Origin of the sequence: Luteitalea sp. (genome assembly GCF_044337415.1) — a bacterium.
GTDB lineage: Bacteria > Acidobacteriota > Vicinamibacteria > Vicinamibacterales > Vicinamibacteraceae > Luteitalea.
On record NZ_JBIINP010000331.1, the window covers coordinates 1 to 3,443 of the forward strand.

Sequence of the window (3,443 nt, forward strand, 5' to 3'; positions counted from 1 at the left end):
AGGCGCTTGATGTCCTCGGGCGTCGGGCGACGTCCGTACTCGCAGATCTCGAAGGCCTCGGCCTGCTGCACCTTCGCAGCGCCCTCCTTGCCGTAGTACTTCTCGAGGCCGGCGCGCACCGTGGCGTTGGGCACGTTGGCGCGGGTCTTCTTGAGCCACTCACGACGCGCCTTCACGTCCTTGGGCACCTGGTCGAGGTTTCCCGCATGCCAGGGGAGCCACTCGTACACCTGGGAGACGTGGGCATCGAGCGCGTCGATCTTCTTGTCGAACGTGTCGGTGATGTCCACCGCGATGTCGGGCGAGAACGGGTTCGGCTTCTGGAAGTTGTCCTGGTAGTACAGGAACACGGGGTTCTTCGTGAGTGCCGGGACGTGCGTGAGGATGTTGGGCACCGTCACCATGAACGCCGCGTCCTGCAACAGGACGCCCGTGTAGCGGTGGTCCGGGTGGTAGTCGTTGGGACGGGGGCCGAGGACGAGGTCGGCCTTGACCTCGCGGATCTGCGCGATGATCTGCTCCCGCACGTCGAGCGACGGCACGAGTTCACCGTCGTGGTTGTCGAGCACCACGTACTCGAGGCCGAGCCGACGGCCCACCTCCTGCGCCTCGGCGCGGCGCCTCGCGGCGAGGATGCCACCGCCCATCTCGTGATGGCCGGCGTCGCCGTTGGTCACCGACACGAATCGCACCTTGTGACCGGCGGCGATCCACTTGGCCGCAGTGCCGGCCGACCGGATGTCGCAGTCGTCGGGGTGCGCCCCGAACATGATGATGCTGAGCTTGCCGGATGCCGGCGCGGGCTGCGCCGAAGCGACCGAGGCGCCTGCGAGCGCGACGACCAGCGTCGAAGACAGGATGGTTCTCAAGGACACGAAGGACTCCTGGGAGAGGTGGCGGACGCGGCCGCCCGTCGGCTGCAGCGTATCCGAGAAGGGCGGGTACCGGGTACCGGGTGCCGGGGACCGCCCTCCGTACCCGGTACCCCGTACCCGGTACCCGGCCCTGCTGATGTGCTATCAAGGTCGTCTGGAGTATCCCCACAGCATGCGCCGAAGACTGCTTGCCCTTGCCATGACCGCACCGCTCGTCGCCGCCGGCTCGTCCGCCTTCGCGCAGACCGCCGTGCCGCCCGCCCCGGCCTCGTACCCGCAGACGAAGAAGGTCGACCAGGTCGACGACTACTTCGGGACGAAGGTCGCCGACCCGTACCGCTGGCTCGAGGACGACAACGCCGCCGACACGAAGGCCTGGGTCGAGGCGCAGAACGCCGTGACCTTCGGCTACCTGTCCAAGCTGCCCGGACGCGACGCCCTCAAGCAGCGCCTGACGACGCTCTGGAACTACGAGCGGTACGGCCTGCCGCGCAAGCGGGGCAGCCACTACGTCTTCACGCGCAACGACGGCCTGCAGAACCAGGCGGTCTACTACCGCGCGGCGAGCCTCGAGGCCACGCCGGACGTGCTGCTCGACCCGAACACGCTCTCGACAGACGGCACGATCGCCGTCGGCAGCACCACCTTCTCCGACGACGGGCGGTACATGGCGTACTCGCTGTCGGAGAGCGGCTCGGACTGGATTCGCTGGAAGGTGCGCGAGATCGCCACCGGCAAGGACCTGCCCGACGAGATCCGCTGGTCGAAGTTCTCGGGCGCCTCGTGGCTGCACGACGGCTCGGGCTTCTTCTACAGCCGCTACGACGCGCCGAAGGCCGGTGCGGCCCTCACCGGCGTGAACAAGGACCAGAAGGTCTTCTTCCACAAGCTCGGCACGTCGCAGGATGCCGACCCCCTCGTGTACGCGCGTCCCGACAAGCCCGACTGGGGGTTCGGCGCCGACGTGACCGACGACGGCACGTACCTGCTGATCTACCAGAGCGAAGGCACCGACCCGAAGAACCGCGTCTTCGTGAAGGACCTGACGAAGCCCGATGCGAAGGTCGAGCCCTTCCTCGACCAGTTCGACGCGTCGTACAACGTCGTCGGCAACGACGGGGCGACATTCTACGTGCTCACCGACCAGGGCGCGCCGCGCAAGCGGCTCGTCGCCATCACGCTCGGGCAGGCCGCGCCATCAGCATGGAAGACGCTGATCCCCGAGGGCCCGAAGCAGGACGTGCTCGACGACGTGACGATGGCCGCCGATCGCTTCGTGGCCACCTGGCAGATCGACGCGCAGAACAAGCTGCGCGTCTACGGCCGCGACGGCGCCGTGCAGACCGAGGTGGCGCTGCCGACGATCGGCGCGGTGGCCTTCAGCGGGCGGCGCGAGCAGGCCGAGGGCTACTACGCCTTCTCCTCGTTCGCGTACCCGACCGCCGTGTACCGCCTCGACGTGGCCACCGGTCGCAGCACGATCTTCAAGCAGCCGAAGGTCGCCTTCGACCCGGCGCAGTACGAGACGACGCAGGTGTTCTACCCGTCGAAGGACGGCACCCGCATCCCGATGTTCATCACCCACAAGAAGGGGCTGGCGAAGTCGGGCGCGAACCCCACGTACCTGTACGGCTACGGCGGCTTCGACATCTCGCTCACCCCGTCGTTCTCGCCGGCCAACCTCGCCTGGATGGAGATGGGCGGCGTCTATGCCGTCGCGAACCTGCGCGGTGGCGGCGAGTACGGCAAGGCATGGCACGACGGCGGACGCCTGGACAACAAGCAGAACGTGTTCGACGACTTCATCGCCGCGGCCGAGTACCTCATTCGCGAGAAGTACACGGCAACGCCGAAGCTGGCCATCGGTGGCGGCAGCAACGGCGGCCTGCTCGTGGGTGCGGCCATGACCCAGCGCCCCGACCTCTTCGGCGCGGCGCTGCCGGCCGTGGGCGTGATGGACATGCTCCGCTTCCACAAGTTCACGATCGGCTGGGCGTGGAAGTCCGACTACGGCAGCTCGGAGACGAAGGCGGGCTTCGACGTGCTCTACAAGTACTCGCCGCTGCACAACCTGAAGCCGAGCACCGCCTATCCCGCGACGATGGTCACGACCGCCGACCACGACGACCGCGTGGTTCCGGCGCACAGCTTCAAGTTCGCCGCGGCGCTGCAGGCCGCGCACAAGGGCCCGCAGCCGGTACTGATCCGCATCGAGACCAAGGCCGGCCACGGCGCGGGCAAGCCGACGAGCAAGCAGATCGAGGAGGCCGCGGACAAGTGGGCCTTCCTGAAGGCGAACCTCGGATTCTGAAATTCGAAATTTGACATTCGAGATTCTCGGGGGCCCGCGGCTCACGCCGCGTGGCCCTCGGGATGCCTCGAGCGGCAAGGCCGACAGGCCGGCCGCCGATCAATCTCGAATGTCGAATTTCAAATTGCCACCTCAGGGTGCAGCTCTGTACAGCAGCCCCGTCTCCTTCAGCAGCGGGTCGTCGATCGACCGCATCCACTCCCTGAGCCGCGCCTCCATGGCGCGGCGCCGCTCGCGCTGTTCGGGCGCGTTCCACA

2 protein-coding genes are annotated in these 3,443 nt (G+C 67.6%); one reads left to right on the plus strand and one right to left on the minus strand.

The features are described 5' to 3' along the window. The coding region (locus ACIRDX_RS21840) for a PIG-L deacetylase family protein (RefSeq protein WP_396627534.1) at positions 1 to 875 on the minus strand (875 nt) is incomplete at its 3' end. A 172-nt stretch (positions 876 to 1,047) separates the two neighbouring features. Here ACIRDX_RS21840 and ACIRDX_RS21845 point away from each other — a divergent pair. Continuing rightward, on the plus strand, positions 1,048 to 3,186 hold the full coding sequence (locus ACIRDX_RS21845) for a prolyl oligopeptidase family serine peptidase (protein ID WP_396627535.1): 2,139 nt from the start codon (positions 1,048 to 1,050) through the stop codon (positions 3,184 to 3,186). The last annotated feature ends 257 nt before the right edge of the window (positions 3,187 to 3,443 follow it).

Coding starts and splice junctions, on each gene's coding strand:
- ACIRDX_RS21845 (WP_396627535.1), top strand. CDS start 1,048: ATGCGCCGAAGACTGCTTGCCCTTGCCATGACCGCACCGCTCGTCGCC.